The following is a 23,709-nucleotide window of genomic DNA, read 5'->3' as shown; positions in this document are numbered from 1 at the left end:
CCGTCACATTTTGGTCAGATGTCGCCTCGACCGGCGTCTCCAGCTGAGCCGAAGTCGTCGTTCCCAGCCTGTTCGGCCAGGAATTTTTCGAACTCCGCGCCGATCTCGTCGCCGCTGGGGAGGTCGGCTTCTCCAGCTAGAAGTGACGACTGCTGTTCCTGGGCGGCCACGAAAGTGTCGTATTGCCGCTCCAAAGCGTGGACTACAGTCTGAACTTCTTCGTTTCCGGCTATGTGCTCGTTAACCTGTTCTCGAACGCGTGCCGCGGCCTCACCCAGTGCCGCCAGCGGAAGTTCCAGTTCCGAAACCTCGGACACGTTTTCGAGCAAAGTCTCGGCGGCGCCGGGGTAATCGGTCTGCGCGAGGTAGTGGGGAACGTGAACAGAGAAGCCCATCGCCTCGTGCCCGTGTTGAGACATACGAAGCTCGAGCAATGACGATGCGCTGCCGGGAACCTGCAGTTCACCTGACCAGCGCTGATGGTCCTGGATCAGGTCCTTGTTGGTCGAATGTGCTGTCACGCCCAGCGGTCGGGTGTGCGGGATTGCCATCGGAATGGCGTTGAGCCCGATGGTTCGACGCACACCGAGCTGTTCGGACAACAGACGAACGGCTGTGGTGAACCGCTCCCACTTGAGGTCGGGTTCCATCCCGGCAAGCAGCAGGAAGGGCGTGCCGGCCGTATCGCGCAGCGCATACAGATTGAGCGCCGGAGCGTCGTAGTCGGAGAAATGATCGGCCTTGAACGTCATCGTCGGTCGGCGCGAGCGGTAGTCGATCAGCTCGTCGACAGCAAACGACGCGACAAGCTCGGTTTCCAGGCTTTCCCGCAGATGCGTCGTCGCCAATTTCACGGCGTGACCGGCGTCGGAGTAACCCTCGAGTCCGTGAATCAGGATCGGTCCCTGGCCGTCGGCAGCCGCCAATTGGGGCGCCGGAAATTCCAGCTCGTACATCCTCGACTGTTCGTCCATCGCAGTCCCCTTCGCTCTTCGGTCTTGATCTCAAGTGTCCACTATCGGCGCACGCTCGACAGCATCGGAGTCGGGTGCCCGACAGCACTGGATCAGACGTTCATCGGTAAGAACACCGAGTCGGTGACCGATCATTCCCGATCCGACGAGACGGGCGTTCGCCGAGAGCGAAGCCGAGCGGTATTTTTCGACACTTGTCCTGGGCGTTCGGTAGATGTCGGGTGCGCGGCTTCGGACATGGCAGAGTGGAACACAAGGTCGGCACGACTGATTTGTCCGAAATGGATTGGTCGATTGTCGGGATCGGTCGAGTGCGGAGGCTTACATGCGGGTGTGTCCACGATCGTCCAGGCGAGTGGCCGCAAGCTCCCTTGCAGCAGTGGCCGCCGTTGCACTACTCGCGGGCTGCTCCGGGTCGGTCCAAGGAGCACCCGTTCCGGACTCCGCGCCGGCGACTGCCGGTGTGACCGACAGCGGCTCAGCGGCGCCGAGTACGACGGCTGCCCCCAAATCCTCGTCGCCGAAATCTACCTCTCCGAAATCGGCGGCACCGTTGTCCGAACTTCTGCTGACTCCCGAGGAATTTCCCGAGCCCTTCGGCGCTGTTGTCCTGCCCCCGCAGGCTGTTCCGATGGCAGCGCCGGATCTGGTCGGCGTCCCACGCGGTGCCACCGTCGATCCATCCGAATGTGAGCCACCGGAACAGGATTACGGTCCGAACGGGACCGTGATGGCGGTCGGGACCGACAATGCGACGAGGGCAACGATTTCGGTCGAACTCACGAAGGTCGACGCACCGCTGGACGAGTTGGAAGCGCAAACTCGGCAGTGCCCGTCCATGACCGTCACTGCGAACGGCGTCACGACAACAGTGACGACGGAAATTCTTCCGCCCTCGCCGATCGATGCCGACAAGACGATGTCGCTGCGCCGCACTGTCGTTTCCCCCAAAGCTGCAGCCGGCGATCAGACGATGCTGACGTTGATCGCACAGGTGGGCGACGTGCGGGTAGCGACGACACTGATGACGTTCGGTTCGGCGACGCCGTCGACAGCACCTCTGGATCAGGCATTCACCGCCGCTGTCCAGAAGGTCAAAGCGGGTAAGTGATTCCGCAGCATACGGGTCCGACAAGGATCGGATCGCCCCGTTGTGTCGGGGCACTTCGTCCACAACAATCGCGGTAATCCACAGACGACTTCGACGTGGGTGTTTCCCCTGGTCGAGTAGATGGCGGCGTCGGGGTGATCGGCCAGGGTCTGTGCATGACCACATCACCTCTTCCGGGAGAATTCGAATTCTCCGACGACGACCTCACCCTTTTCGGATGCGTCGAACGTGTTTCCGATCCAGGCGAATTGATTACGGCAATACCCGCCCTCCTGGGATTTCATCCGTCCAACTCCGTCATTGCTCTGTCTCTGATGGGCATCGCCGCCTCGACGCTCGGCCCGGTGATGCGACACGACTACTTTCCCAGTGTCAGGGGAAAGCCCGCGAGGCAGATGAGTGCAGCGCTGCGCCAGTTCGCCTCCGTGTGTGACAGGGAAGGAGCGCGTGCGGTCGTTCTCGTGGTGATCACCGATTACTCGGCAGCTGAAACTCTGATCGATGAAACCATCGAGCTGGCCGAGGTATTCGACGACATGCTCGGCGGAACCTGCGTCGAGCTGGCTGACGTATTGTGCACGGCCGCAATAGAATCTGGCCAGCCGTGGACGAGCGTCACGCGTTCGATTCACCGGGGCACTCTGCCCGACCCGGCATCTTCGTCGGTTGCGGCGGCACAGGTGTTGGGCGGGAGGGTCATTCGCCGTTCGCGTGAGGAACTGGTCCGGTGGGTACACGGTGCCGCTCGCAATCACGAGGTGATTGCGGAACTGATCGCGAGCGGAAGGGAATCGGGTATGTACGGAGGGGGAGTCGACGGCGAGGACCCGGTCCAGGACCGGGTCGATCTGGTGCTGAAACATATTCGTCGTGTGGAGGGAGGAGATCACCCTGACCCGCAGGAATGCGCCGATCTTGTGGTCGCGTTGACGGACGTTCACGTGCGGGACGTGGTGCTGGGTCTGGCGATCACGTCAGTTGCGGCGGCCGCCGAGCAATTGTGGCTTGCGCTCACCCATGAAGTGCCTAGTCCCGAACGCGCTTGGCCGGCAACACTTCTCGGTTTCTTTGCATACGTTCGCGGTGACGGCCCTCTGGCCGGTGTGGCGCTGTCGGTCGCACTGTCGGCCGATTCGGAACACACCTTGGCCGGATTGCTGGACTTGTCCCTTCAATCCGGCGTGCACCCCGACGGGATCCGTGACCTTGCGGCCGTCGGATTGTCCATCGGGGAATCGCTCGGAATCGCCGGCTTGCCGCCGGCACTGCCGAGCGGAAGCTAGCGAGCAGCGTGTGAGCGATCGCCCAGATCCTGGAGGAACTGCCACGCATCGGCGACGATGACGTCGAGATCGGTACGCGTGGGCGTCCAACCCAACTCGGCAATCGCCTTGTCGCTCGATGCGATGAGGACCGCGGGATCGCCCAGGCGTCGTGACGCGTCTTCGACGTTGATCGGCAGGCCGGTGACCCGTGCACAGGCAGCGATCACCTCACGCACGCTGAAGCCGGCACCACTTCCCAGGTTGTAGATGCGGTGCTCGCCGGGAACCGAGGATTCGAGCGCCAGTAGATGCGCTTCGGCGAGGTCGAGCACGTGGATGTAGTCGCGTACTGCGGTGCCGTCCGGCGTGGGCCAGTCGGTTCCGAAGACCGAGATCTTGTCTCGCTGCTCGAGTGCGACCTGCAGCACGAGTGGAATCAGGTGGGTTTCGATCACCCGGTTCTCGCCGGCGGACTTGTACGCACCCGCGACGTTGAAGTAGCGCAAGCTGGTCGCGCCCAGGCCGTGGGCGATCGAGTACGAGGTGATCGCATGATCGATCGCGAGCTTGGTCGCGCCGTACGGATTGGTAGGGCGGGTCGGAGCCGTTTCCACGATGGGGGACTGCTCCGGCTCGCCGTACGTTGCGGCAGTGGAAGAGAACACGAGCCGGGGAGTGCCGGAGAGACGGATCGCCTCGAGCAACTCGATGGTCGTGACGACGTTTCCGCGCCAGTACTTTTCGGGGTGCAGCACCGATTCGCCGACCAACGACTGCGCTGCGAAATGCAGTACGCCGTCGAAAACGGGTGAACCCGCACTACCGAGGACCTCGGCGGCCAGCGCCCCGACGTCCCCTTCGATGAACTCGGCACCGGCGGGCACCGCGTCGGCATTTCCCGTGGAGAGGTCGTCGATGACGACAACCTCGTGTCCACGCTCGAGCAACACAGTGCTGCACACACTGCCGACGTAACCGGCGCCGCCGGTGACCAGGAGTTTCATCTACTACTTCCTCAGACCTGCTTGACCTGAACGGCGTGAGCCATTTCCTCGGACAGGTCGAACCCGCTGTGACCCGGCACGATGATGGTCACCGAGCCCGGACGGGTTTCGACCGTCACCCTGGCGTCGGGAACGACGCCGGCGTCACGCAGCTGCGCGATCACCTCGGGATCGGACTGCACGTGTTCGGCCAGTCGCCGAACGACCACCGCCGTCTGTGCGCCGTGCGGAATGTCGGTCAGACGCACCAACGTTTCGGTGGTGGCAACCGGGCCGTCGAGTCCCAACTGGTCCAAGCCCGGAATCGGGTTGCCGTAGGGCGACGTCGTGGGGTTGTTCAGAACGACGACGAGCCGACGCTCGACCTCCTCGCTCATCACGTGCTCCCAACGGCATGCCTCGGCATGTACGTCTTCCCATTTGAGACCGATGACGTCCACCAGCAGGCGCTCTGCCAGCCGGTGCTTACGCATGACAGAGATCGCGAGATCGCGACCCTTGTCGGTGAGTTCCAGATGTCGATCGCCGGCGACCATCAGCAAGCCGTCGCGCTCCATACGCGCAACTGTCTGGCTGACGGTGGGTCCGCTCTGTTCGAGCCGTTCGGCGATCCGCGCCCGGAGTGGGACTACGCCCTCTTCTTCCAAGTCGTAGATCGTCCGGAGATACATCTCCGTGGTGTCGACTAGATCCTTCACACTCAACCCCTTCGTCAGTTGATCATTCTACCGTTCAGTTCGTGGTTCCGGTGCCGCCTCCACTGCGGCGAGTCCAGCGCGTGTCCGAATTGGATTCGTGTCACTCGATCTCGGTCTCCGTAGCGGGCCACGAGTGTGGTGTGCAGCACGAAACGAGAAGGAAGTAGCGTGATCCCATGACCGCGTCGATCAGATCTGACGGGGACCCCGCGGCGTCTCGAGCGAATCGAGTCGTGGTGTGGAGTCCGGAGTACCTGAGCTATCGGTGGAGCGCCGATCACCCGATGAATCCCACTCGCCTCGATCTCACGATGGCACTCTCGCGAAGCCTCGGACTTCTCGAGGGCATCGAGTTTCTCGAACCGAGTGCCGCGTCCGATGCCGACCTCCTCAGAATCCACACACCGGCATATCTTGCAGCGGTCAAAGACGCGGGTAACTCTGCGAACAACGGTGTGAGCGGCCAGGATGTTCCCCACGGCCTCGGTACCGAGGACAACCCGGTCTTCCCGCACATGCACGAGGCAAGTGCCATCCTCGCCGGCGGCTCGCTGGCGGCAGCGCAGGAAATCGCTTCGGGGCGTACCAGGCGTGCGGTCAGCATCGGCGGTGGCATGCACCATGCGATGGCGGATTGGGCTTCGGGATTCTGCGTCTACAACGATGCGGCTGTTGCGATTTCGTGGCTGCTCGACAACGGCTACGACCGCATCGCCTACATCGACGTCGACGCTCACCACGGCGACGGTGTGCAACATGCGTTCCTCGGGGACCCTCGGGTGCTCACCGTCTCGCTACATCAGCATCCGGCTACGTTGTGGCCCAACACCGGATGGTCGAGCGAGGTCGGTGACGGCGCGGCCGAAGGTACAGCGGTGAACATCCCGGTGCTTCCCGGAACCGTCGACGCGTTGTGGCTGCGTGCATTTCACGCCGTAGTTCCGGGAGCCATTGCAGCCTTCCGCCCGCAGATCATCATCAGTCAGTGCGGTGTGGACTCGCACCGCGAGGACCCGCTCGCGGACCTCGCCCTCACCGTCGACGGTCAGCGTGCGGCGTTCCTGGCAATGCGCGATCTCGCCGACCGCTACTCCGAAGGACGGTGGCTGGCGGTCGGCGGTGGGGGATACGGACTGGTTCGCGTCGTGCCCAGGGCATGGACTCACCTGATCGCGGCCGCACTCGATCGCGAGATCGACGTCGACACCGCTGTCCCCGAGGACTGGAAGGAATCGACGAAACTGCGGGCACCGAGCGTCGACCTCCCGCCGACCATGGGTGACGGCGGCGATGTCGCCTACACACCGTGGGACGGCCCGGGTGGTACACCGGAGACAGGCGTCGCGTCGGTGGACCGTGCACTCACCCGAATCGACTCGGCGATCATTGCCACACGCCGCGCTTCGTTCCCGCTACTCGGACTCGACCCGGAGGATCCCCGTGACTGAACAGTCCGATACCGATGCCGGCGGCGCGAGCGAGCAGGCGCCGAAGACCGACCCCGCTCACACCTATCCCCATTCGTGGGTAGTCGATGTTCTCGCCTCCGACGGCGGCGCGGTGGCGCTGCGACCCATCGTTCCCGAGGACGCGGACAAACTCGTCGAATTCCACGGCAAGCTCTCCGAGCGCACCCGTTACCTGCGCTACTTCGGCCCGTACCCCACGATGTCGGCGCGCGACGTCAAGAACTTCACGACGGTCGACCACCACAACCGCGTCGCGTTCGTGATGATGCTCGGCGACGAGATCATCGCGGTGGGTCGATACGAGCGCCTCCTCGACGTCGGTGACGGGAAGTCTGCCGAGGTCGCCTTCGTCGTCGCCGACGCACACCAGGGGCGCGGCCTCGGCCCGATCCTGCTCGAATACCTGGCAGCAGCAGCGGCCGAGAACGGTCTGACGATGTTCGTCGCCGAGGTCCTCTCCGAGAACCGCAACATGGTGACGGTGTTCCGTGAGGCGGGTTATCAGGTGAGCCGCTCGTTCGACGGTGGCGTGCTGCGACTCGAATTCGCGATCGACCCGACGGAAGCGCTTGTTTCGGTACGTAATTCGCGGGAGCGGGCAGCTGAGGCCCGCAGCATGGGAAACGTGCTGAGTCCACGATCGGTGGCAGTGATCGGTGCATCGGCGGACCCGGCCAAGGTGGGTAACGCGGTGTTGACCAACCTGCTGCGCGGCGGATTCACCGGACCGGTCTATCCCGTCAACGCGGAGCATCGTTCGGTGCACGGTGTTCGGGCATATCCGACGGTTCGTGACATCCCCGACGACGTCGATCTGGCCGTCGTGGCTGTACCTGCGGAATCGATCAATTCGGTTCTCGACGACTGCCTCGACAAGGGCGTCAAAGCGCTGGTGGTGGTCTCGTCAGGCTTCAGTGAGAGTGGTCCGGACGGACGATCGTCCGAACGCAAACTGGTCCACGCGGCCCGCGCTCACGGAATGCGCCTCATCGGTCCGAACGCCCTGGGTGTCGCGAACAACGACCCGGCGATTTCGTTGAATGCGACGTTGGCGCCGGTTTTGCCGGTGGCAGGCAACGTCGGCTTCTTCTGTCAGTCCGGCGCACTCGGTATCGCCATTCTCGACGAGGCCGCGCGTAGTCGAATCGGGTTGTCCGCCTTCGTTTCTGCGGGTAACCGCGCGGACGTCTCGGGCAACGACCTTCTGCAGTACTGGGATTCCGACCAGTCCACCGAAGTGGTTCTTCTCTATCTGGAGAGCTTCGGCAACCCACGAAAGTTCTCCCGCATCGCGCGTCGAGTTGCGCGCAAGAAGCCGATCGTCGCGGTCAAGAGCGGTCGGCACGCGGTTCCGCCGGTGCTCGCCGCCACCGGAGTCGAGATCGACGATTCCATCGTCCGGGCCCTTTTCGAACAGGCCGGCGTCATCCAGGTCGGCTCCATCTCTCAGTTGTTCGACTGCGCACTGCTCTTCGGCTACCAGCCGTTGCCGGCCGGTCCACGGCTTGCAGTCATCGGCAACTCGACCGCGCTCGGTGTCCTTGCCGCGGACGCTGCCCGCAGTGAAGGATTGCAGGTCAGCGACCCGGTCGACCTTGGCGCACAGGCCAGTCCGGAGCTGTTCGCTACCGCCGTGCGTGACGCGTTGGCGTCGTTCGACGTCGACGCCGTCATCGCCGTCTTCGTTCCTCCGGTTGCCATTCCGGTCGAGCCGTTCGCGAAAGCACTCAAAGACGCCGTCGCGGGCTCGGACAAGCCGATTCTCACGACGTTCCTCGCAGCCGAGGGTGTGCCGGACGTCCTTGCGGTCCGCGACGAAGTCGGTAACCCGACCCGCGGTTCGGTGCCGTCCTACCCGGGGCCGGAGCGCGCCGCACTGGCGTTGGCGAGGGCTTGGCGTTACGCGGAGTGGCGCAGCAAGCCGGCGTCGAAGGTTGTTCGCCCGGCGGGGATCGACTCCGAGCGAGCTCAGAAGATGGTGGCCGACTGGCTCGAGAACTCTTCTGGCCGTTGGCTGTCGGACGTGGAGGCAGCCGCTCTTCTCGAGTGCTACGGGGTCGCGGTCGTCGAATTCCGTTCGGTCCTGAGCGAAGACGAAGCTGTCGAGGCAGCGAATGCTGTCGGCTATCCGGTCGCGGTCAAGGCAACCGGCGAAATGTGGCGCCACCGACCGGATCTGGGCGGCGTCAGGCTGGATCTGAGTGGACCGGAATCGGTACGCCTCGCTTACCGAGATCTTGCGGCCGCGTCGGGTGAACCGCTGCTCCACGTGCAGAAAATGGCAACCAAGGGCATCGGGTGTGTGGTCGGAGTCCAAGACGACCCGTCGTTCGGTTCGCTGATCTCGTTCGGCCTCGCCGGTGTGATCTCCGACCTCCTCGGCGACCGTGCCTATCGCGTACTGCCTCTCACCGAAGACGCTGCTACGGAGTTGATCGACGCACCCAAGGCTGCGCCGCTGCTCTCCGGATATCGAAACGCCGTTCCGGTCAACAAGGGTGCCTTGGTTGATCTGGTCCAGCGCATCTCGGCGCTGGCCGACGACATTCCGGAAGTCCGCGAACTGGCCTGTGAGCCGGTACTCGCTTCGGCTACCGGCGCGGAGATCACCGATTCGCGAGTACGCATAGGGCCCGAGCCGAGCGCAATCGACCTGGGGCCCAGACGGTTGCGGTAGTCACAGCGTTCGAGATGGACACAGCGAACAACACCGGCCACCGCACATTCCCGAGGGGGAGGGAAGTAGCGGTGGCCGGTGCTTTGTGCGGTGCGTCAGCGCGAGTGGTGTGGCGCGCTGACGCACGTGCTGTGTTGTTTGATCAGCTTGCGTAGGACCGCAGTTTCTCGGCGCGGTCACCGACGCGGAGCTTGCCCATGACCTCGCGCTCGATCTGACGAACCCGCTCACGGGAGAGGCCGAAGAGCTTGCCGATCTGATCGAGGGTGCGAGGCTGGCCGTCGTCGAGACCGTAGCGAAGTCGGATGACTTGCTGCTCTCGCTCGTCGAGGGTCCCGAGCACGCTGCGCACATCGCTGTGCAGCAGACCGGCGATGACGGCGTTCTCCGCCGAAGTCGCCTCGGAATCTTCGATGAAGTCGCCCAACGGCGCTTCTTCGTCGTTACCGACCGGCATGTCGAGGCTTACCGGGTCACGGCTGTGATCGAGCAGGTCCGCGATCTTGTGGGCCGGGATGCCCGACTCTTCGGCCAACTCGTCGTCGGTCGCTTCGCGTCCGAGCTGCTGGTGCAGTTCGCGCTTGATGCGTGCGAGCTTGTTCACCTGCTCCACGAGGTGGACTGGGAGCCGGATGGTGCGGCTCTGATCAGCCATTCCGCGGGTGATCGCCTGACGGATCCACCAGGTGGCGTACGTCGAGAACTTGAAGCCCTTGGCGTAGTCGAACTTCTCCATGGCACGGATGAGTCCGAGGTTGCCTTCTTGAATGAGATCGAGGAGCGGCATGCCGCGGCCGGTGTAGCGCTTGGCCAGCGACACGACGAGTCGCAGGTTCGCTTCCAGGAGGTGGCTACGCGCCGACTGTCCCTCGCGAACGATTGTTGCGAGATCCCTCTTCTTGGCGACTGTCAGGCGCTTTCCCGTGGCAAGAACGTGGCTGGCGTACAGCCCCGCTTCGATTCGCTTCGCCAGTTCGACCTCGTCTGCTGCTGTCAGCAGTGCAGTACGACCGATCCCGTTCAGGTAGACGCGGACCAGGTCTGCGGCCGGGCTCTGGGCGTCCAGATCTGCGGCGCTCGGACGAATGCGAGTAGTGGTGCTGGGGCTTGTCATGACTTGCCTCCCTATCGGCGGTCTCTCACACAGTTCAACGTGTGAGAGTTCCGGGAAAGTTCCCGTGCCGATTTCCGCTAAATCGCCGTGACCTGCAGTTATTTCCCAGTCGTCCTGAGAAGTTGCTGAGAACACAAAAATCTGCAACTCACCGGGAACTCAGTTCGTGACGGGAAGCACCAACCCGTGCCGGACGAGCGAGACCAGCAATGTGACGACGGCCTCACGTAGTTGGTCCGGGTCTTCGTCGTTCGCCGCGGCGAGAAGTTCGACCAGCTCGTCGACCACCAGTCCATCCGCTCGAAGGCCGGCCAGCAGCGCAGCGCCCAGTTCGTCGATCTCGTGTTGCCAATGCGGTCCGTTTCCGCGGTGCACGCGGGTGACGACCGGCCGCCATCCCTCGTCGCCGGGGAGATAGACGCGTTCGAGTGCGGTGTCCGAATCGAGAACGAATCGTTCCTCGAGGACGTCGTGTTCACGCAACCAGGCAAGACGGTCGAAGTATGCGAGCGCCTCGGCCCCGAGCGGGTCCGAGAAGCCGTGCATGAGGTCCTCGGCCATCAGGTCGGTGGGGGAGTCGGTGCGGCGAAGGAACACGAAACCGAAGCCGACGCCCTCGACATCGGCTTCTTCGAGGTGATCCAGCCAGGCGTTTGCTCTCGATGCCGTTTCCGGATCTCGCGGATCCTGCCCGCCGTCCTTGAGCCACGTACCGACGTACAGAGCTGGATCCGCCACGTCGCGCTGCACCACCCAGGCGTCGACGCCGTGCGCCGGCAGCCACGACGCGATCCGCGAACGCCAGTCCTGTCCTTCGATGTGCACCCACGATGCCAACAGTGCTGCCGTGCCGCCGGGGTTCAGGTAGTCGATCGAGCGCGAGATCATCAATTCGCTCGCACCGTCGAGATCGAGTCCGGAATCGCGGTACGTGTGATGCACGCGTGCCTCGCCGACGACAAACGGGGGATTGGCGACCACCTGGTCGAAAGTTCGACCCTCGACGGGTTCGAACCAGGACCCTTGAAGCAGTTCGACGTCCAGTCCGTTGAGGGCCATGGTTGCTGCCGTGAGGTCGACGGCGCGTTGATTGATGTCGGTTGCGGTGACCGAATCGGCGTACGTGTTCGCGTGCAGGGCTTGGATGCCGCATCCGGTACCGAGGTCGAGCACGCTGCCGACCTTCGCGGTGGGAGTGGCCTGTAGCAAGGACAGTGACGCGTGCCCGACTCCCAGCACATGATCGGCCGTGGCCTTCTTGGGACGGATTCCGCCGTCGAGATCCGAGATCACCCAACGATCGCCGTCGCCGACATCGATGGGACGAAGATCGACCGCGGCCCGCACGAGCGGATTCTCACTGTCGAAGTTCTCACCTTCGAGCAGACCGGCGTCGACACACTGCGCAATCGTCAGTGGAGCCAGCGCCGCGGCGACGTCGCCTGCGGGGCAATCATCGGCGAGAAGGAACAGTCTGACGAGAACGCCCAGATCCCCGAGTTCCCGGGTGGCGCGGCGCACGGGTACCGGCTCACTTCGGCCGAGAGCGGCGTGAACTTCAGGACCCAATGCCTCGAGCATGGTTCCCGTGTCGAATCGATTCCGAAGCAGAGCCTCACGCAGCGCAGGGGTGATGGACAGGAGCGTTTCGCTTCTCACCCCGTCATTCTCGCAGGCGGAACTTGTCAGCCTTCGATGGTGTGGTGCGTCGCGGATTCGATCTCGCCTGCGGTCTTCTTTCGCCCGTCGTATCGACTCGGTTCGTCCTTGGTGCGCGGTGGTCGGTCGTTGGCGATCAGGACGGCGATCCAGGGAAGCGGAATGGATGCACCGATGATGAGCATCGAGATCCAGGCGTTGGCCCAGATGCCGTACGCGATCGCCGCGAGGATCAACGCCGGGAACCGGAAGGACATGATGATCATGTACTTGCGCACTCGGGCTTTGTGCTGTTCTTCGACGGACTGCTGCGCTTCGGTGATCAGTACGGGATTGTCGGGAGTCCCGGCCTCGTCGGACCTGCCGAACGCGCCATTTCGTGCCATGACTCCACTGTTCCACTCTCGGCCGACAATTGCACACGACCCGTGGGTCGCACCGCTGTGACGGAGACGGCATTATTGGAGGGGTGAGCACTCAAACCAAGGAACGTCCCGACGTCTCCACCGACGAAACGACCGACGACGACACCCCGAAGTTCTTCCACTACGTGAAGAAGAACAAGATCGCCGAGAGCGCCGTCATGGGAACCCATGTCGTCGCGCTGTGCGGTGAGGTGTTTCCCGTGACGAAGTCCGCCAAGCCGGGATCACCGGTGTGCCCGGACTGCAAGAAGATTTACGAAGGACTCCGTAAGGGCGACTGACCTCGGGTCACGCGAGCGGCAGTACTTCCAGAGCTCGGCGGATCGACAGCCTCGACGCAGTCGGTCGCCGGGCTCTTCGCGTCTGCCTGCGGGTTGTCGCAGGGATCCTGGTCGACGCAGGAGTTCTGTCGCGACTCCGTTTGTCTGCTGCGCGGCCGCCCGTACGAGGGGACAGTGGCCGGATCCGCTTTGTCGCCCGAGATGCGGATCGGGCTGGTGGCCAGGTGCCAGGTCAGGTTGGTGACCGGGCCGGTTTCGTCGTCGGTCTTCTGAGCCGCGAGCCACTCTCGCATCTGCTCCATCCGGGTGGCTCGAGCCGGCCAGAACTCCTGCACGGTCGCGTTGAACTCGGCGCCGAGCACGACGGCGAAACCGAGGAAGAACGTGAAGAGCAGAAAGGCGATCGGCGTTGCCAACGCTCCGTACGTGTAGCCGGTGCTGGTGACGAATCCCAGGTACCAGCGCAATCCGGTGCTCGCAGCCATGAAGAACACACCGGCGACCAGAGCGCCGGCGAGGAGCCGATGCCACGGCAGCGACTTCGGCAGAGCGACCTTGTAGAGCGTCGTGAGGCCGATGATCACCAGCAGGCCGACTGCGGGGTAGTAGAACGTGTCGACCAGATTCGATCCGACCACATACCAGGATGCGGGTAGTGCGCGCCCGACGAGCGTCGGGCCGAGAGCTACCAGCGGGAGGATGAACACCGCCATCACCAGGAACATCACGTAGAGCAGCAGGGCGAAGATGCGCTGCCAGATGGGATTGCGGGCATCCTGCTGACCGTGTGCCTCCACGATCGAGTCGACGAACGTACTGATCGCCGACGACCCCGCCCACAGTGAGAGCAGGAAGCCGACCGAGATGATCTCCGGTCGTCCGCGCTGGAGCACGTCCGTCACTGTCGGACGGATGATCTGGTCGACGACGCTTTCGCTGAAGATCGTCCCGCTGAAGGTGACGATCTTGGATTCGATGATCTCGACGGTGTTGGGTCCGAACCACCCACCGATATAGCCGATCATTCCGAGAAGACCGAGCAGCAGAGGAGCCAGTGACAGCGTTTGCCAGAACGCGGCCGTAGCCGCCTTTCCGAAGATGGAATCGTCCCAGGCCTTGCTCAGGGTTCGACCGATCAACTGCCCGGTGCGGCGTAGCGGATGCCATCTGCGGTGGTGCAGATCACTTCCGCTCGACTTCTCGCCTCGCGCTTCACTCATGATGTCTCCAGCATCCCTGACGACACACCCGGTTGCCCAACCATGGCGCCGACGTGTCGCACATTTCTGAGACAATTCGCGTGCAGGTCGGCAGGATGCGAGAGCAGCGAAACCTCGCCGGCCGGAGTGAGAACGACCATGAGTACGCGCTTCGAGTGCGGCTTTCGTCGGTGGCGACGGCTAGGCTCGTCGCCGGACATTGATGAAAATTCGAGGAGCGCGAGACAACAGTGCGATTCCAGTGGAGGCGCGGCCTATGACGTCTGAGACCGTGGCAGCCGAGTTCGGCAATTCGCCCGAACCCGCCGGAGCTCAATCCGCGGGAACCCAACCTGGCGCCCCTACCGGTTCCCTTCGTGCATGGCAGCGCCGTGCACTGACCAAATACCTTTCCAGCAGTCCCCGTGACTTTCTGGCAGTCGCAACTCCGGGAGCAGGTAAGACCACCTTCGCTCTGCGGGTAGCTTCGGAATTGCTCCGCGACCGGACGGTCGACCAGATAACCGTCGTGGCGCCGACCGAGCACCTCAAGCATCAGTGGGCGGAGTCCGCTCAGCGCTCCGGACTGGCATTGGACTCGCGGTTCTCCAACTCGACCGGCCAGACCTCGAGTGACTATCACGGCGTCGTGCTGACCTACGCTCAGGTTGCCTCGCACCCGTCGAAGCATCGCGTGCGCACCGAGGGCCGCAAGACGCTGGTCATCCTCGACGAGATCCATCACGGCGGCGACGCCAAGAGCTGGGGCGACGCCATTCGTGAGGCGTTCGGCGACGCGACCAGGCGTCTCGCACTGACCGGAACCCCGTTCCGCAGTGACGACAGCGCCATTCCTTTCGTCGAGTACGAGCCCGACAAGGAAGGCCTGCTCCGCTCGAAAGCCGATCACTCCTACGGATATTCGGATGCACTCAAGGACGGCGTGGTTCGACCCGTCGTGTTTCTCGCCTATTCGGGCGAAGCGCGGTGGCGAAACAACGCGGGCGAGGAATTCACGGCTCGCCTCGGCGAGCCGCTGAGCGCCGAGCAGACGACTCGCGCCTGGCGTACGGCCTTGGACCCTGCCGGGGACTGGATTCCTGCCGTGCTGCAAGCAGCAGACACCCGTTTGGCGCAGCTGCGCAGTACCGGTATGCCCGATGCCGGCGGACTTGTCATCGCAACCGACCAGACTGTCGCCCGTGAGTATGCGAAGGCGCTCACCGCGATCACCGGCGAACAACCGGCCGTCGTGCTGTCCGACGACCCCACCGCGTCCAAGCGAATCGCCGAATTCGGTGCGAGCGACCAGAAATGGATGGTCGCGGTCCGCATGGTGTCCGAGGGCGTCGACGTTCCTCGCCTGGCGGTCGGTGTGTATGCAACCAGCGCGTCCACCCCGCTGTACTTTGCTCAGGCGATCGGGCGCTTCGTGCGTTCACGGCGTAAGGGCGAAACCGCCAGCGTCTTCCTGCCGTCGGTGCCGGTGCTTCTCGACCTTGCCGCGCAGCTCGAGGCCCAGCGTGACCACGTACTCGGGAAGCCGCATCGTGAGAAGGACGGCCTCGAAGACGACCTGCTCGCCGATGCGAACAAGCAGAAGGACGAGCTGGGCGAGGAGGAGAAGGCGTTCACATCCCTGGGCGCCGACGCCGAACTCGACCAGGTGATCTACGACGGATCGTCCTTCGGTACCGCGACATTCGCCGGAAGTGACGAGGAAGCCGACTACCTCGGGCTCCCCGGCCTACTCGACGCCGATCAGATGCGGGCGTTGCTGCGTCAACGTCAGCAGACGCAGGTCGAGGCCAACTCTGCCAAGGCTGCCGCCCCGCAACCGACGGCGGCAGTGGTATCCGATCGAGCGGCCACGGCAGATCAGCTCGGTGCGCTCCGCAAGGAGCTCAACGGGTTGGTGGCGATGAACGTTCACCGCACCGGTAAGCCGCACGGCATCATTCACGCGGAACTGCGCCGAGTGTGCGGCGGCCCGCCGACGGCCATCGCGACTGTCGATCAGCTGACCGAACGCATCGCGATTCTCCGCAGCTGGTAGCAGCCGATAACGCTCCTCCAGGGCCCGCGAACGACAGAAGACCCCTGGACGGCAGAACGGGCGATCACAGTGAATGTGATCGCCCGTTCTGGCGTTCATGGCGCGCCTCGTGAAGAGGCCACCCCCGGCTGACAGGTCAGATTGCGGGTTCGCTTTCGGAGACGACGGCATTCATCTCGCGAAGTCGATCCGCGTGTTCGGTTGCGTGGTGTCCACAGAAGAGAAGCTCGCCGCCGGTGGGAAGCACAGCGCGTACGCGTGCTCCGGCACCGCACCGGTCGCACCGGTCGGCAGCGGTCAACTGTGGGCTGGTCAGTGTTCCGGGCATGACTCCTCCGTACTGGCTTTGCGGCATTCGGGCCGCGTGCCTGGGGCCTGGTCCGCCGCGTCGGAATGGCGCGGTAGATCCACTCTTACAGACGTTTGGGGTTTACGGGTTGTTCCCGAAGGCGTTTCTTAGTGTTGTGTCTCACTGGAAATGCGCTGGGCAGGCATTCTCCGGTGAAGATTGTTCGCTGACAGCTGATTCGGATCGCCGACCTCAGCCCGATATTCTGGGCTGATGAACCCCGGACGCGAACCACTTGTCGACGCGAGCGTCGAGTTGCTCCACATGTGCACGCGCGAGGAATGGGCGCGGGCACAACAGATCGGTGAACGCATCCCCGACGGATTCGAGGCCGAGGGCTTTGTTCACATGTCGACTCCGGCGCAAGTTCATCTCCCGGCGAATCGGATCTTCGCCGGCCGGGACGACATCGTGCTTCTCGCCATCGATCCGGCCTTGCTCGGCGGTGAGGTGAAGTACGAACCAGGTGTTCCCTCGGACCCGGAATCGATGCGATTCCCGCATTTGTACGCCCCGATTCCGGCCGCAGCCGTCACCGCTGTCGTCGAGTATCTTCCGGACGCGAACGGCGTGTTCGCGCCGGTTCGGTAGTTCGCCGATTCGCCCGCCGTGGACTGCGTTCGGCGGATTACGGCCCTCACGCGATGCGGGTCGCCGATCGGCGCTACCGTTGGTATATGAACGTAGAAGTCACCCCACTACCGGGGATCGGGACGCGCAAGGATTTTGTTCTGTCTTCCGGTCGTCGCGTGGGTGTCGTCACCCATCGGGACGGTCATACCGACCTCATCGTGTCCAAGGCAGACGACCCTGACGCGTGTGCTGCCTCACTGCCTCTGACCACAGAGGAAGCGGCAGCGCTCAGCAATCTCCTGGGTGCCCCACAGCTGGTTGCACAGCTCGAAGAAGAGCACCGTGACCTTCCGGGAATTCGAACCAAACAGCTCTACATCAAGGACGGGTCGCGCTACGACGGGCAGACACTCGGGGACACCGGCATGCGCACCCGTACCGGGGTCTCCATCGTCGCCGTCATGCGCGCGGGACAGGTGAGCCCGTCGCCGAACCCCGACTTCACCTTCACCGGGGGAGACCTCCTCGTCGCAGTCGGAACGCCGGACGGTTTGGCCGCAGCGGCAAAAATCTTGGCCAACGGCTGACTGGCGCGTGGACACAACCACCCTCGCACTGATCGAACTCGGCGCGGTCTTCTTCGCGCTCGGACTGCTCGGACGGCTCGCTGCTCGCGTCGGCATGTCGCCGATCCCGTTCTATCTGATCGGCGGCCTGTGCTTCGGACAGGGCGGTTTCATCCAGCTCGGCGACATCGGCGAGTTCTCCCATCTGGCAAGTGAGATCGGGATCGTCCTGCTCTTGCTGCTGTTGGGGCTCGAATACACGGCGGCCGAGCTCGTCACCGGTCTCAAACGCTCACGGGTAGCGGGCATCGTCGACATCGTCCTCAACGCGACTCCCGGCGCGGTGGTCGGCTTGATTCTCGGCTGGGGCGTCGTGGGGGCGACGGTCATGGCCGGCGTCACCTACATCTCGTCTTCGGGAATCATCGCCAAGGTGCTCAGCGACCTGGGGCGCCTCGGTAACCGCGAAACACCGGTCGTGCTGTCGATTCTGGTGTTCGAAGACCTGGCAATGGCGCTGTACCTACCGATTCTGACCGCAATGCTGGCGGGCGTCAGCTTCATGGGCGGGCTCGAAGCGGTCGGAATCTCGTTGCTGGTCATCACCGTGGTTCTCGTTGTGGCTCTGCGATACGGACGGTACGTCTCCGCGCTCCTCGACAGCCCCGACAGCGAGACGCTGTTGCTCAAGCTGCTCGGTGCCGCACTGTTGGTTGCCGGTATCAGCTCTGCGATGCAGGTGTCGGCGGCGGTGGGTGCGTTCCTCCTCGGAATCGCGATCTCGGGGTCGACGGCGCACAATGCCAGTCGCGTGCTCGAGCCCCTACGAGATCTGTTCGCCGCGATGTTCTTCGTGGTCTTCGGTCTCAACACCGATCCCAGTTCCATTCCGCCCGTCCTCGGGTGGGCGGCAATTCTGGCCGTCGTGACCGCGATCACGAAGCTGATCACCGGAGCCTGGGCGGCCAGACGTCAGGGTGTCGCGCGAATGGGTCAGGCGCGTGCCGGTGCTGCTCTGATCGCCCGCGGTGAGTTCTCCATCATCATCGCCGGCCTGGCGGTGTCCGCGGGTGCCGTCGACGCCGAACTTGCCGCATTGGCAACGGCTTACGTGCTCTTGATGGCCGTGATCGGTCCGGTGGCGGCAAGAGTTATCGAACCCGTTGCCTCGTTGTACATCAAGGTTCGTACGAAGTCCTGAATGCGGCCCTATCCTGTCCGGATGTCGAACAGAATCGCCCGTCCCGCCGCGACAGTCCTGTGCGCGGTGATCCTCTCGTGCGCTCCGGTACCGGCGCTTGCCGGTGGAATTCCCACGCTCGAACAAGCCGGACCCTCAGCTGCGCAGGTTGCCGCGGATCGATCGCTGCACCTCGAGGGTGCGTCGAACGCGCGTGACATCGGCGGCTACGTCACCGAGGACGGGCAGACCGTTCGGTGGGGGAAGGTGTTTCGCTCGAATGCCCTAGACAAGCTGACACCGTCGGATCTCGCGTCGTTGAGCGAACGCGGAGTGGAATCGGTCGACGACTTCCGCACAGTCGTCGAACGGACGCTCTCGCAGGACCGTATTCCGAGCGGGGCGCGAAGCAACTGGTTCGACGTCGTCGGAACCAACCCCGCCAACCTCCCGGCGCTGGTGGACATGCCGACGATGTACGCGTTGATGGTGACCGATCCGGGGGCTAGCCGCGCATTCCGCGACGCACTGGTGAACGTCGCGGACACTGACGGTGCAGTCCTCTACCACTGCTCGGCGGGCAAGGACCGTACCGGCTGGATGACTGCAGTTCTCCTGACCGTCCTAGGCGTGAGCCGCTCGGATGTGAATTCCGATTACATGCTCAGCAATCAGTACCTCACCGGACCTCGCACGGGGAGCGCGTTCATCGACGGCGTCGAACAGTCCTGGCTGGACACGTCTTTCGCCACGGTGGATCGGGTGTACGGCAACTTCGACAACTACGTCCGGGACGGTCTGCAGTTGAGCGAGGACGATATCGCACAACTCCGGGACACACTCTTGGTCTGAGGCGGCAAACGCAGAAGAGCCGCTCTCCGGAAATCCGGAGAGCGGCTCTTCTTCGCGTAACTGGTGTGACTAGTCGAGGTAGTCGCGCAGAACCTGCGAACGCGACGGGTGGCGCAGCTTCGACATCGTCTTCGATTCGATCTGGCGGATACGCTCACGCGTGACGCCGTAGACCTGTCCGATTTCGTCTAAAGTCCTCGGCTGACCGTCGGTGAGACCGAAGCGGAGGCGAACCACGCCGGCTTCGCGCTCGGACAGCGTCTCGAGTACCGACTGCAGCTGATCCTGCAGCAAGGTGAACGAGACGGCGTCGACTGCGACTACAGCTTCGGAGTCCTCGATGAAGTCACCGAGCTGGCTGTCGCCCTCGTCGCCGATGGTCTGGTCGAGAGAGATCGGCTCACGCGCGTACTGCTGGATTTCCAGCACCTTTTCCGGCGTGATGTCCATTTCCTTGGCGAGCTCTTCCGGCGTGGGCTCACGGCCCAGGTCCTGGAGCAGCTCACGCTGGATACGGCCGAGCTTGTTGATGACCTCGACCATGTGCACCGGGATGCGGATGGTGCGAGCCTGGTCGGCCATTGCGCGGGTGATGGCCTGACGGATCCACCACGTGGCGTAAGTCGAGAACTTGTAACCCTTGGTGTAGTCGAACTTCTCGACTGCACGGATCAGACCGAGGTTGCCTTCCTGGATGAGGTCCAGGAACGCCATGCCACGGCCCGTGTAGCGCTTGGCCAGCGAGACGACCAGGCGAAGGTTGGCCTCGAGGAGGTGGTTCTTGGCACGGTTGCCGTCGCGGCAGATCCAGCTCATGTCGCGTCGCTGAGCCGCAGGCAACTTCTCGCCCTTGTCGGCGAGGTCCTGCATGATCTGCACAGCGTAGAGGCCTGCTTCGATGCGCTTGGCCAGTTCGACTTCCTCTTCGGCGTTGAGGAGTGCGACCTTGCCGATCTGCTTGAGGTAAGCGCGAACCGAGTCGGCGGACGCCGTCAGTTCGGCATCCTTGCGTGCCTGACGGAGAGCTTCGGACTCTTCCTCGTCCCAGACGAAGTCGCCGGAAGCCTTGTCCTTCTCGGACGGCTCTGCAGCGGTCTCTTCGTCTTCGCCGACTGCTACGACCTCGACGACATCGGACTCGACCTCGGCAAGGTCGCCGTCCGTGATGTCGATGTCTTCCAACTCGACATCGCCGTCTTCGGCGTCAGGATCGCCGGCCTTCTTGGGGCTGGCCTTCTTAGCTGCTGCCTTCTTGGCCGGAGCTTTCTTGGCCGGAGCCTTCTTTGCTGCTGCCTTCTTGGCGGGGGCCTTTTTCGCCGGAGCCTTCTTGGCTGCCGGAGCGGTGACGGTGGCCGCCTCCACGGCTGGAGATTGTGGCTCTGACTCTGATGGAGAATCAGCAGTCTGACGTGTATCGGTGGCTGCCACGTACGCCCTTTCGTGACGGTGTCGTGCGGCGTCACGCCAGAGTGGTGATCCGGCGGAGAGGTCAATGGTTGTTGGCCGGCGCGCAGCCGGACTTCACCATTGTAACGACTCTCAGGAAACTCTTACGTCACGGCGGGCCGTAACAGGTAGATTTTCCGCTTTTCACGTGCGGGTTTTCTCATCCGGCGACGGGAGCCGGCCTGGTCAATCCGACCGACGCGAGTGCAGCTCCGGCGATTCCCGCAGTGTTCAGCAGGGTGGCGGGGACGACCTTCGTGCGGTTGGTCAGATGCGGAATCCACTTCTCGTGTTTGCGGCTGATGCCGCCGCCGGCGATGAAGAGGTCGGGCCAGAGCAGGTTCTCGAAGGTGGTCAGAACTCGCGAGACCTCGACCGCCCACTCCTTGTAGCTCCAGTCCTTCTTTTCCTTCACCGACGAGGCCGCTCGATGCTCGGCTTCCTTGCCGTCGACCTCGAGGTGACCGAACTCTGTGTTGGGCAACAGAACTCCGTTGTGCAACACGGCAGATCCGATTCCGGTGCCGAAGGTCAAGAGGATCACGACGCCGGAGGTGTCCTTGCCCGCCCCGAAGGAGTCCTCGGCGATTCCCGCAGCGTCGGCGTCGTTGAGGACGGTGACCTCGCGGCCGCCCAGGGCCTTGCCGAAGAGCGCGGCCGCGTCGGTGTCGATCCAGGACTTGTCGATGTTCGCGGCGCTGCGCGCGACGCCGCCGGTCACGACAGCGGGCAAGGTGATGCCGACCGGACCGGTCCACTCGGCCTGCTCGACGATCTCGGCCACAGTGCCCGCGATCGCATCGGGAGTGGACGGCTGCGGGGTCAGGATCTTGATGCGGTCACCGATCATTTCCCCGGTACTCAGGTCGATCGTGCCGCCCTTGACGCCGCTGCCGCCGACATCGATCCCGAAACCTGTGGTTGTCATCGTCCTGCGCTCCTGAGTGTCGAATTCGAGGTCACGATCTACCGTTGCAAACACTAACCCGAACAAGGACCCGGGCGCGTGCGACTCGAGGCGTTCGAGTGGTGCCCCTCGGTAGAGATGTGTTGCGATGGTCCGGTGCGCCCTTCAGAAAGAACGTTGCCCGACTTTTCCTCCGATTCTCTGGATCCCGCACACTTGCGGGCAGTTGCCGTAGCCGTCGCCGAACGCGCAGCCGAACACGTCCGCTTGCGTCGGCCCGAGGTATTCGGCCTGGTGGGTTCCGGTGCCGCCGAGGGTGGTTCGGTTGCTGCGAAGAGCACCCCCACCGATCCCGTCACGGTGGTCGACACCGAAACCGAGCAGGTGATTCGCGATCTTCTGGCGCAATTGCGGCCTGCAGATGCGATCTTGGGTGAGGAAGGTGGCGGAGACACCGACGATTCCGCGGGAGTGCGATGGGTCGTCGATCCCATCGACGGCACGGTGAATTTTCTCTACGGAATCCCCGCGTTCGCCATTTCGGTGGCCGTGCAGATCGACGGAATCTCGGTAGCTGGCGCTGTGGTTGACGTGTCGATGGAAACAACGTATTCCGCGCATCGGGGCGGCGGTGCAACCATGACAACGGCTGACGGCGTCGCCAGCGACCTACGCGCCAATGAGGTGACCGAGCTGTCAATGGCGCTGTTGGCCACCGGTTTCGGTTACGGAGCGGATCGCCGGAAGGTGCAGGGCGCGTTGATCGGGCAGATCCTGCCGCAGGTTCGCGACATCCGACGCATCGGTTCGGCTGCTTTGGATCTGTGCATGGTGGCCACCGGCCGGGTCGACGCCCACTTCGAGCACGGACTGAGTCCGTGGGACTGGGCAGCGGGCTCGCTGATCGCTTCCGAAGCGGGCGCTGTCATCAACGTCCCGGCGCCCGATTCCACTTCGGCAGACGGCGATGTCGTCTACGCGGTGGCTCCGGCAATTGCCGAGCAGTTCGCCCGCATGCTCAGTTCGATCGGTGCGGATCAGCCGATTCCGAGCTGAGGCTTGTCAGCAGCGTGCGGTGCGGGCCGCTTTGAGCAGCGCGATGTCCATCGGGGCGACTTCGGCGTTCGCGGGCTGCTCGGCCAGGGCATGCAGGATCGCGGTGGCGTCTGTGTTGGGGGTGAGGGCGCCCTTGTTGTAGGTGCCGAGAGCCAGGTCGACTGTGTCGTCGCCGCGACCGTCCTGGACCAGTTCGGCACAGGGGGCGACCAGCCAGACGGAACTGGCGGCGGCGAGGCCGTTCGCTCCGAAACGGATCTGACCCTGGCACTCCATGTTCTGGTCGACGTAGACGGGGTCGTTTCCGACCTGAACGTCCGGCGCGCTGGAGAAGCCGAATTCGCTCAGTTGCGCCGCCACCTGGGCCGCCTGACCGTGTTCACCGTTGGCGTTGAACACGCGAACCTTGGTGGCCGCCAGGGGAGCGGGGTCGACGTCGAGCAGCTTCGACCGGTCGACGACGGTTCCCAACGGCAGTGGCGCCGCTGCCGACGGATCGGAGGAAGGCTGCGGGAGGTTGCAGGCCACGGTGTCACTGACTTCGGCCTCGGCGCTCAGGATGCGAACCCACAACACACTGCCGATCAATGCGAGTACCGCGAACACGGCGATCACCGGCCACGCGCGCCGACGGCGGAACGGACGTCCCTGGTCATCGGTAGAGCTGCCTTCGGTGATCAGAGAAACCACGGTATCCCTCGACTTTCTTGACGAAACTTCTACTTCGCCATCGGGCCGAGCGGTGCCGGCATGACGTTCGGTGCCTACCTTAGAGGGCATGTGTGACGACACAGCCGAAGCGAGGCTCGACGCGTCGAACTGCTGTCGATCGCCCACCGCCAGTTGGC

22 protein-coding genes are annotated in these 23,709 nt (G+C 63.7%); 11 read left to right on the top strand and 11 right to left on the bottom strand.

From position 1 onward, the window contains the following. Window positions 1-14 precede the first annotated feature (14 nt). Window positions 15-974, bottom strand: a complete 960-nt coding sequence (locus ABWI03_RS20440) for a proteasome assembly chaperone family protein (protein WP_283376339.1) — start codon at window positions 972-974, stop codon at window positions 15-17. A gap of 355 nt (window positions 975-1,329) precedes the next feature. On the opposite strand from ABWI03_RS20440, the gene ABWI03_RS20435 reads away from it, so the two are divergent. Next, window positions 1,330-2,085 (top strand): sensor domain-containing protein, encoded by a 756-nt coding sequence (locus tag ABWI03_RS20435; RefSeq protein WP_124569738.1) that lies wholly within the window; start codon window positions 1,330-1,332, stop codon window positions 2,083-2,085. A 155-nt stretch (window positions 2,086-2,240) separates the two neighbouring features. Then, on the top strand, window positions 2,241-3,368 hold the full coding sequence (locus ABWI03_RS20430) for a DUF4192 domain-containing protein (RefSeq protein ID WP_298783794.1): 1,128 nt from the start codon (window positions 2,241-2,243) through the stop codon (window positions 3,366-3,368). Here the strand turns inward: ABWI03_RS20430 and galE are convergent. Together galE and ABWI03_RS20420 are read right to left on the bottom strand one after the other, a co-directional pair. Further along, window positions 3,365-4,354 (bottom strand): UDP-glucose 4-epimerase GalE, encoded by a 990-nt coding sequence (gene galE, locus ABWI03_RS20425; protein ID WP_095970541.1) that lies wholly within the window; start codon window positions 4,352-4,354, stop codon window positions 3,365-3,367. The genes ABWI03_RS20430 and galE overlap by 4 nt on opposite strands. An 11-nt stretch (window positions 4,355-4,365) precedes the next feature. Next, on the bottom strand, window positions 4,366-5,052 hold the full coding sequence (locus tag ABWI03_RS20420; RefSeq protein ID WP_003942150.1) for an iron-dependent transcriptional repressor DtxR: 687 nt from the start codon (window positions 5,050-5,052) through the stop codon (window positions 4,366-4,368). Between the two features lie 176 nt (window positions 5,053-5,228). Between ABWI03_RS20420 and ABWI03_RS20415 the strand changes: the two genes are divergently transcribed. Together ABWI03_RS20415 and ABWI03_RS20410 are read left to right on the top strand one after the other, a co-directional pair. Beyond that, window positions 5,229-6,500 (top strand): acetoin utilization protein AcuC, encoded by a 1,272-nt coding sequence (locus tag ABWI03_RS20415; RefSeq protein WP_003942159.1) that lies wholly within the window; start codon window positions 5,229-5,231, stop codon window positions 6,498-6,500. Continuing rightward, on the top strand, window positions 6,493-9,198 hold the full coding sequence (locus ABWI03_RS20410; RefSeq protein WP_124569736.1) for a bifunctional acetate--CoA ligase family protein/GNAT family N-acetyltransferase: 2,706 nt from the start codon (window positions 6,493-6,495) through the stop codon (window positions 9,196-9,198). Before ABWI03_RS20415 ends, ABWI03_RS20410 begins: the two co-directional genes overlap by 8 nt. A 142-nt stretch (window positions 9,199-9,340) precedes the next feature. On the opposite strand, the gene ABWI03_RS20405 is transcribed toward ABWI03_RS20410, so the two are convergent. From ABWI03_RS20405 to ABWI03_RS20395, 3 genes are all read right to left on the bottom strand, one after another. Beyond that, on the bottom strand, window positions 9,341-10,312 hold the full coding sequence (locus ABWI03_RS20405) for a sigma-70 family RNA polymerase sigma factor (protein ID WP_003942639.1): 972 nt from the start codon (window positions 10,310-10,312) through the stop codon (window positions 9,341-9,343). Window positions 10,313-10,471: 159 nt separating this feature from the next. After that, on the bottom strand, window positions 10,472-11,971 hold the full coding sequence (locus ABWI03_RS20400; protein ID WP_298783875.1) for a DUF7782 domain-containing protein: 1,500 nt from the start codon (window positions 11,969-11,971) through the stop codon (window positions 10,472-10,474). A gap of 26 nt (window positions 11,972-11,997) precedes the next feature. Beyond that, complete coding sequence (locus tag ABWI03_RS20395; protein ID WP_003942638.1) at window positions 11,998-12,357, bottom strand: DUF3099 domain-containing protein; 360 nt, start codon at window positions 12,355-12,357, stop codon at window positions 11,998-12,000. A gap of 83 nt (window positions 12,358-12,440) precedes the next feature. Between ABWI03_RS20395 and ABWI03_RS20390 the strand changes: the two genes are divergently transcribed. Continuing rightward, window positions 12,441-12,677, top strand: coding sequence for a DUF3039 domain-containing protein (locus tag ABWI03_RS20390; protein ID WP_003942602.1), 237 nt, complete (start codon window positions 12,441-12,443; stop codon window positions 12,675-12,677). Here the strand turns inward: ABWI03_RS20390 and ABWI03_RS20385 are convergent. Further along, a complete protein-coding gene (locus tag ABWI03_RS20385) occupies window positions 12,650-13,897 on the bottom strand; it encodes a YihY/virulence factor BrkB family protein (protein WP_298783920.1) in 1,248 nt (415 codons plus the stop codon). The genes ABWI03_RS20390 and ABWI03_RS20385 overlap by 28 nt on opposite strands. Window positions 13,898-14,153: 256 nt before the next feature. Here ABWI03_RS20385 and ABWI03_RS20380 point away from each other — a divergent pair, with 256 nt between their 5' ends. Next, window positions 14,154-15,932 (top strand): DEAD/DEAH box helicase, encoded by a 1,779-nt coding sequence (locus ABWI03_RS20380; protein ID WP_020907558.1) that lies wholly within the window; start codon window positions 14,154-14,156, stop codon window positions 15,930-15,932. Between the two features lie 136 nt (window positions 15,933-16,068). Here the strand turns inward: ABWI03_RS20380 and ABWI03_RS20375 are convergent, their stop codons facing one another. Further along, entirely contained in the window at window positions 16,069-16,260 is a 192-nt protein-coding gene (locus ABWI03_RS20375) for a DUF7455 domain-containing protein (RefSeq protein ID WP_003942643.1), read from the bottom strand. Between the two features lie 234 nt (window positions 16,261-16,494). On the opposite strand from ABWI03_RS20375, the gene ABWI03_RS20370 reads away from it, so the two are divergent. From ABWI03_RS20370 to ABWI03_RS20355, 4 genes are all read left to right on the top strand, one after another. Further along, entirely contained in the window at window positions 16,495-16,872 is a 378-nt protein-coding gene (locus ABWI03_RS20370; protein WP_124569734.1) for a DUF952 domain-containing protein, read from the top strand. An 86-nt stretch (window positions 16,873-16,958) separates the two neighbouring features. After that, complete coding sequence (locus ABWI03_RS20365; RefSeq protein ID WP_021344116.1) at window positions 16,959-17,441, top strand: cation:proton antiporter regulatory subunit; 483 nt, start codon at window positions 16,959-16,961, stop codon at window positions 17,439-17,441. Window positions 17,442-17,448: 7 nt separating this feature from the next. Further along, window positions 17,449-18,621 carry a cation:proton antiporter gene (locus tag ABWI03_RS20360; RefSeq protein ID WP_003943778.1) on the top strand — a complete coding sequence of 391 codons (1,173 nt, stop codon included), beginning with the start codon at window positions 17,449-17,451 and terminating at the stop codon, window positions 18,619-18,621. A 21-nt stretch (window positions 18,622-18,642) separates the two neighbouring features. Next, window positions 18,643-19,452 (top strand): tyrosine-protein phosphatase, encoded by an 810-nt coding sequence (locus ABWI03_RS20355; RefSeq protein WP_298781484.1) that lies wholly within the window; start codon window positions 18,643-18,645, stop codon window positions 19,450-19,452. Window positions 19,453-19,521: 69 nt separating this feature from the next. Here ABWI03_RS20355 and ABWI03_RS20350 read toward each other — a convergent pair whose 3' ends face one another. Both ABWI03_RS20350 and ppgK read right to left on the bottom strand, forming a co-directional pair. After that, the gene (locus ABWI03_RS20350; RefSeq protein ID WP_370333980.1) at window positions 19,522-20,946 is read right to left on the bottom strand and encodes an RNA polymerase sigma factor; all 1,425 of its coding nucleotides are present in this window, start codon (window positions 20,944-20,946) and stop codon (window positions 19,522-19,524) included. 112 nt (window positions 20,947-21,058) lie between these two features. Further along, complete coding sequence (ppgK, locus tag ABWI03_RS20345) at window positions 21,059-21,826, bottom strand: polyphosphate--glucose phosphotransferase (RefSeq protein WP_200315060.1); 768 nt, start codon at window positions 21,824-21,826, stop codon at window positions 21,059-21,061. Window positions 21,827-21,982: 156 nt separating this feature from the next. Between ppgK and ABWI03_RS20340 the strand changes: the two genes are divergently transcribed. Continuing rightward, window positions 21,983-22,861: an inositol monophosphatase family protein gene (locus ABWI03_RS20340; protein WP_298781489.1), complete on the top strand. Its 879-nt coding sequence runs from the start codon at window positions 21,983-21,985 to the stop codon at window positions 22,859-22,861. 6 nt (window positions 22,862-22,867) lie between these two features. On the opposite strand, the gene cei is transcribed toward ABWI03_RS20340, so the two are convergent. After that, entirely contained in the window at window positions 22,868-23,551 is a 684-nt protein-coding gene (gene cei, locus ABWI03_RS20335; RefSeq protein WP_003942618.1) for an envelope integrity protein Cei, read from the bottom strand. Window positions 23,552-23,709 lie beyond the last annotated feature (158 nt).

Origin of the sequence: Rhodococcus baikonurensis (assembly GCF_040489275.1) — a bacterium.
Lineage (GTDB): Bacteria > Actinomycetota > Actinomycetes > Mycobacteriales > Mycobacteriaceae > Rhodococcus_F > Rhodococcus_F baikonurensis.
This window is presented reverse-complemented; position numbering and strand designations above follow the sequence as displayed.

Excerpts from the sequence above, each read along its gene's own strand:
- ABWI03_RS20430 (WP_298783794.1), top strand. The coding sequence starts at position 2,241 with ATGACCACATCACCTCTTCCGGGAGAATTCGAATTCTCCGACGACGAC.
- ABWI03_RS20355 (WP_298781484.1), top strand. The coding sequence starts at position 18,643 with ATGTCGAACAGAATCGCCCGTCCCGCCGCGACAGTCCTGTGCGCGGTG.
- ABWI03_RS20415 (WP_003942159.1), top strand. The coding sequence starts at position 5,229 with ATGACCGCGTCGATCAGATCTGACGGGGACCCCGCGGCGTCTCGAGCG.
- ABWI03_RS20365 (WP_021344116.1), top strand. The coding sequence starts at position 16,959 with ATGAACGTAGAAGTCACCCCACTACCGGGGATCGGGACGCGCAAGGAT.
- ABWI03_RS20405 (WP_003942639.1), bottom strand. The coding sequence starts at position 10,312 with ATGACAAGCCCCAGCACCACTACTCGCATTCGTCCGAGCGCCGCAGAT.
- ABWI03_RS20440 (WP_283376339.1), bottom strand. The coding sequence starts at position 974 with ATGGACGAACAGTCGAGGATGTACGAGCTGGAATTTCCGGCGCCCCAA.
- ppgK (WP_200315060.1), bottom strand. The coding sequence starts at position 21,826 with ATGACAACCACAGGTTTCGGGATCGATGTCGGCGGCAGCGGCGTCAAG.
- ABWI03_RS20370 (WP_124569734.1), top strand. The coding sequence starts at position 16,495 with ATGAACCCCGGACGCGAACCACTTGTCGACGCGAGCGTCGAGTTGCTC.
- ABWI03_RS20380 (WP_020907558.1), top strand. The coding sequence starts at position 14,154 with ATGACGTCTGAGACCGTGGCAGCCGAGTTCGGCAATTCGCCCGAACCC.
- ABWI03_RS20375 (WP_003942643.1), bottom strand. The coding sequence starts at position 16,260 with ATGCCCGGAACACTGACCAGCCCACAGTTGACCGCTGCCGACCGGTGC.
- galE (WP_095970541.1), bottom strand. The coding sequence starts at position 4,354 with ATGAAACTCCTGGTCACCGGCGGCGCCGGTTACGTCGGCAGTGTGTGC.
- ABWI03_RS20395 (WP_003942638.1), bottom strand. The coding sequence starts at position 12,357 with ATGGCACGAAATGGCGCGTTCGGCAGGTCCGACGAGGCCGGGACTCCC.
- ABWI03_RS20385 (WP_298783920.1), bottom strand. The coding sequence starts at position 13,897 with ATGAGTGAAGCGCGAGGCGAGAAGTCGAGCGGAAGTGATCTGCACCAC.